Source organism: Thioalkalivibrio denitrificans (assembly GCF_002000365.1).
GTDB classification, from domain to species: Bacteria; Pseudomonadota; Gammaproteobacteria; order Ectothiorhodospirales; family Ectothiorhodospiraceae; genus Thioalkalivibrio_A; species Thioalkalivibrio_A denitrificans.
In genome coordinates, this window is sequence record NZ_MVBK01000003.1 from 13483 (window position 1) to 18264 (window position 4782).

5 protein-coding genes are annotated in these 4782 nt (G+C 64.4%); 2 read left to right on the forward strand and 3 right to left on the reverse strand.

The window, feature by feature from the left end:
- Positions 1 to 179 precede the first annotated feature (179 nt).
- Positions 180 to 506, reverse strand: a complete 327-nt coding sequence (locus B1C78_RS00860) for a hypothetical protein (RefSeq protein ID WP_077277260.1) — start codon at positions 504 to 506, stop codon at positions 180 to 182.
- Positions 507 to 637: 131 nt separating this feature from the next.
- Positions 638 to 1492 (reverse strand): HDOD domain-containing protein, encoded by an 855-nt coding sequence (locus tag B1C78_RS00865; protein WP_077277261.1) that lies wholly within the window; start codon positions 1490 to 1492, stop codon positions 638 to 640.
- A 211-nt stretch (positions 1493 to 1703) separates the two neighbouring features.
- Here B1C78_RS00865 and B1C78_RS00870 point away from each other — a divergent pair, with 211 nt between their 5' ends.
- Both B1C78_RS00870 and B1C78_RS00875 read left to right on the forward strand, forming a co-directional pair.
- Positions 1704 to 2240, forward strand: a complete 537-nt coding sequence (locus B1C78_RS00870) for a hypothetical protein (RefSeq protein ID WP_077277262.1) — start codon at positions 1704 to 1706, stop codon at positions 2238 to 2240.
- A gap of 152 nt (positions 2241 to 2392) precedes the next feature.
- Positions 2393 to 3187: a dienelactone hydrolase family protein gene (locus B1C78_RS00875; RefSeq protein WP_077277263.1), complete on the forward strand. Its 795-nt coding sequence runs from the start codon at positions 2393 to 2395 to the stop codon at positions 3185 to 3187.
- 52 nt (positions 3188 to 3239) lie between these two features.
- Here the strand turns inward: B1C78_RS00875 and B1C78_RS17540 are convergent.
- A partial coding sequence (locus B1C78_RS17540; RefSeq protein WP_077277264.1) for a hypothetical protein occupies positions 3240 to 4782 on the reverse strand: 1543 nt, incomplete at its 5' end.

Here is a 4782-nt window from a genome sequence, read left to right on the forward strand (position 1 = left end):
AAGGATGAAGGATGAAGGCAGAGTGTAACCCCTGGTTCCCCTCCCCTCACGGGGAGGGCCAGGGAGGGGTGGTTTCATTCAACCTTCAACCTTCAGCCTTCAACCTTTCAAAGCGGGTGGTTTCATTCAACCTTCATCCTTCCACCTTCATCCTTCGCGCGCAGCCTCGCTGCGCGCGTTCACTGCGCGCGCCGCATCTCCCTCACCTGGATGCTGCTCGCCGGCGGCACCATGAGGTTCTGGGTGCAGGCCACGTCGTAGCCGTAGAAGTCCCGCAGGTGGTTGTAGATGCGCTTGTGGGAGAAATCCCGGTCCTGCTCGATGCCCTCGATCACGGCCCGGGCCAGTTCGGCGGCTTCCTGATCAGGCAGGTTGATGACGAAACGTCGACCGTCCAGCCTGAAGCCGGCCTTGATCATGCGGGACTGGATCGTGCTCCACAGACGCCGGCAATTCTCGTAGGAGTCGTGTTCATGATCCAGGTTAATGACAACCGCGTAAGGCATACGAACCTCCCGCACCCGGGGAATGTGGGCGGGTACTTAACCCTGTACTTAGCAAATTAGGAACCGGGAGATACAGAGAAAGCGTGACGCAGATCACAAAATAAGCCGTAAGAGGGTCTGCATCAATCGTATCACCCGCCCAGCAGGGCGCTTTCCACTTCCACCACCTGCAATTGCGCCCGCTCCACCACCGGGCCCAGGTGTTCGGGACGCAGGCCGGTCAGTTCGTAGGCCTCGGGCTCCACGGGCGGCACGTCACGCTGATCCCGGGTGTCCAGTTCCGCCATATGCGCCACGCTGTTGGCGATGTGCACCAGGGCCGCCTCCACGGGAAACTCGCGGGCACCCCGCGGATCGTGATGATAGCGGATGCATTCCTGCAGGCTGGCGGGCAACTTCCAGCGCAACGCCAGTTCGCCGCCCACCTCGGCGTGGTCGTAGCCCAGCACCTGCCGTTCGGCGGCCTGGGGACCCAATTCCGATGCCTTCTGCAGGGCCAGCAGAAAGGCCTCGTGGGCCTCGTCCGGCTCCCGATTGAAGATCAGGAGTCTGCCCACGTCGTGCAGCAGCCCGGCCACGAACACCGTCTCACTGCGCGCCGGCAGCACCTCCTCGGCCAGAAGGCGTGCCGCAAGACCGCAATAGATGCTGTGGCGCCAGAACTCCTCCAGCGACAACAAGGGGCTGTCCACGGCATCGAAGGCCCGGGGCACGGTGGTGGCGATGACCAGGTCACGAATGCGTCCCGCGCCAATGACGGTCACCGCGCGGGTGATGGTGTCCACGGTACGGCTGAAGCCGTACAGGGGGCTGTTGGCCAGCTTGAGGAGGCGCAGGGTCAGACTGGGGTCCTGACTGACCAGGGCGGCGATGTCGGCGGCGCCGGCGTCGGGATCCTCCACCAATTCGTTGAGCCGGATGGCAATGGCGGGCAGTGACACCAGCCCCGATGTCTGCTCGAGCAGTTCGTCCAGCGGCAGCGACATCGGACCTCCTAGGTGAAGGCACAGAGATTCAAGGTTCAATATTCAAGATTCAAGGGAAATTCAGGGGCTTCGAAGGTTCCATGGGCCCGCTGATCCCTTTGAATATTGAATATTGAATATTGAATATTGATCTTCGTCCAACCGTACCAGAGCCGGAGCAGGGAATCACGGGCCTCTTTCTCTGTTTGCTTTTCGCGAATATCATATTTCCATGATTCTCAAGCCCCAGGACGTCTTCATCTGTCTCAAGCTGATCACCATGGGCCGTCGGCCCTGGACGTACCAGCAGCTCTCGGCCGCCCTGTTCATGAGCGCGTCGGAGATCAACGCGGGTGTCCGGCGCGCCATGCGTGCGCGGCTGGCCGGGCCCGGCCCGGAAGGCGGCAGCCCCCAGCCCAACCTGATGGCGTTGGCGGAGTTTCTGGTGCACGGCCTCAAGTACGCCTTCCCTCCGGACCGCGGGGCCATGACCCAGGGCGTGCCCACGGCCCACGGGACTGCGCCCCTGGCCGATGCCCCCGGCATACCGGGCGACGAGCCCATCCCGGTCTGGCCACACCCGTCCGGGCCGGCGAAGGGTTATGCGTATTCCCCCCTGTATCGCTCGGTGCCCGAGGCCGCGCTGGCCGATCCCGAGCTGCACGCACTGCTGGCGCTCGTGGATGCCATCCGCGACGAACGCTCCCGGGTGGGCAACATGGCCATTCGGGAGCTGCAAGCCCGCCTGAGCCAGAAACATTCCCACTGAAACACTGTCTCCTGTACTGAGCCGGGATCCCCGGCCTGACCCACATGCATGGCGTCCGTGACGGGCGGTGTCGTCTATTCTCTAGTGTCGTGTCCCGACGCCCGGGTCAACCCGACTGAACACAACCAATAAACAATATTGAGGAGAAGCCCATGTTTCGTCTGCTTGCACTTATGATCATGGCCCTGTCCCTGGGCACAGCACACGCTGGTGCAAACGTGGTAAGCGAGGAAGTCACGTATACCGACAACGGATTCGAAATGAGGGGATACCTCGCCTATGATGCCGCGGTGGACGGACCGCGTCCCGGCGTGCTGGTGATCCACGAATGGTGGGGCCACAACGAGCATGCGCGGGCACAGGCCCGCCGCCTTGCAGCCCTGGGTTATACCGCGCTGGCCGTGGACATGTACGGGGAAGGCCGCCTCGCCGACCACCCCGACGACGCCCGTGCGTTCGCCACGCTGGTCCGGAGTAATATGCAATTGATGACGAAGCGTTTCGACGCGGCCCGCAAGTTCCTGGAGGCCCACGAACGCACCGATGCGGGTCAGACTGCCGCCATCGGCTACTGCTTCGGCGGCTCAGTGGTGCTGGAGATGGCCCGTGCCGGCGAGGATCTGGCCGCCGTCGCCAGTTTCCATGGCGCCCTGGCCACCCAGAACCCGGCACAGGAGGGCCAGGTCAACGCCCGCGTGCTAGTGCTGCACGGCAACGAGGACCCCATGGTGCCCGCGGAGCAGGTGGAGAACTTCAAGCAGGAAATGGAAGCAGCGGGCGTCGATTACCACTTCGTGGGCTATGACGGCGCCACCCACAGCTTCACCAACCCTCAGGCCGACGAGAAGGCAAGGCAGTTCGGCATGCCGGTGGGCTACCATGCCGAAGCCGATCAGGCCTCCTGGGAGGAACTTGAGCGTTTCCTGGCGGAGACCTTCGGCGGTTGATGTTGACACCCGACGGGAAGGTGTCCGGCTTCGGAGCCGGGTACCTTCCCTGTCAGGTCAGCAGAAAATACAGGCCGATCCCGGCCGCTGCCGCCACCGACACCAGGATGATCATCTGCACCCTGCGCTGGCGACGGCGTTCCTGCTCCCATTGACGGATCAGGGGCTCACGGCCGCTGTTCGTCAGATCTGCGGGTGTGCCCACTTCCACCGCCGGTTCCTCCGGCTCGTCCGCCTCGGCACGAAGCTCCGGCAACGGGGATTCCTTGATGTCCTCGGGCGTTTCGGGTGCTTCGTCCCTTTCGGGTGCTTCGTCCCTTTCGGGTGCCTCGTTCGTCTCTGAATCCTCGTGCGCCGGTTCGGGCATGGCCTCCTTTTCGGGCGCCACAACGGGTTCAGCCGCCACCACGGGCGCCGACTGGGCCCGCTCGCGCAACTGGCGCCGGGCGTCGGCCAGTTCCTGCATCAGTGAACGCAGTTCGTTCTCGGCGCTCAGGCGCCCCTCTTCACTGCGTTCCAGCTTGGAGGCCAGGTCCACCAGTTCATCCTCGATCTGCAACTGGTTGAGTTCGGCCGCCTCCGCCCGGGCCCGCAGGGCCTCAAGGGTCTCCGCATCGGGGGCCTGCTGTTCCAGGGCCTCGTGACTCTCCCGCAGGGATGCCAATTCGCGCTCGGCAGCCTCGGCTCTCTCCTGCTGCGAGGTGAGTACCACGCGCAGACCGGCCAGTTCGGATTCCACGTCGCGCAGGCGTTCCCGCTCAGTGGTCAGTTCCTGTTCGGCCGCGGCTGCGCGTTCGCGATCGGCGTCCGACTGCGTGCGCAGATGTTCGAGCTCACGGGTGAGCGCGTCCTCGTCGATCCCGCCGATACCCTCGCCACTTTCCTCGTGCGCCCGCTCAAGGGCCTTCTCGGCCGATTGAGCCCGGGCCTGCCACTCCGAGAGTTCGCGCTCGGTGTCGGCCAGCCGGACGGTCCACTCGGCGTTTTCATCCTGGAGCGAGCCCGCCCGGGACTGCAGCTCGGCCACCTTGCCACGCTCCAGACCCAGCGCCTGCTCCAGCGCCTGGTAATCGGCGCGTGCCGATTGCAACTCACGGCGAAGGGATTCCATCTCTTCCCGGGCACGCCCCTTGTCGGCAAGCACGTTCTGAAGGCGTGCCTCAAGATCCGTTGCGCGCCCGGAGGCCTCGGCGGAAACCGCGCGCGCATTCTTGAGTTCGGCATTGAGCTCACCGACCTCGGCCCGCAGGCGGCTCATGTCGGACCTCTCCGCGGCCAGCTGGTTCTCCAGCTCCCGTATCCGGTCGGAGACCTTCTTCTCGTCAACACTCTGCTGACGGATGATCAGTTCCGTGCGCAGGCGGTCGTGCTCCTTCTGAAGGCGGCTGCGCGCGTCCTGGGATTCGCGCAGTTGCTGGCGCATGGCGTCCAGTGTCTCCTCCCACTCGGCAGAAGCCGACAACGACGATGCCTCGGCACGCTGCGCCTCTTCCTGCCAGCCCTGCAATTGCTGTCTGACATCCATGAGGGTGGATTCCAGCTCGGTGATCCGTTCACGCAGCCGGGCGATCTCCGCCTGATCCTCGCTGGGCGCC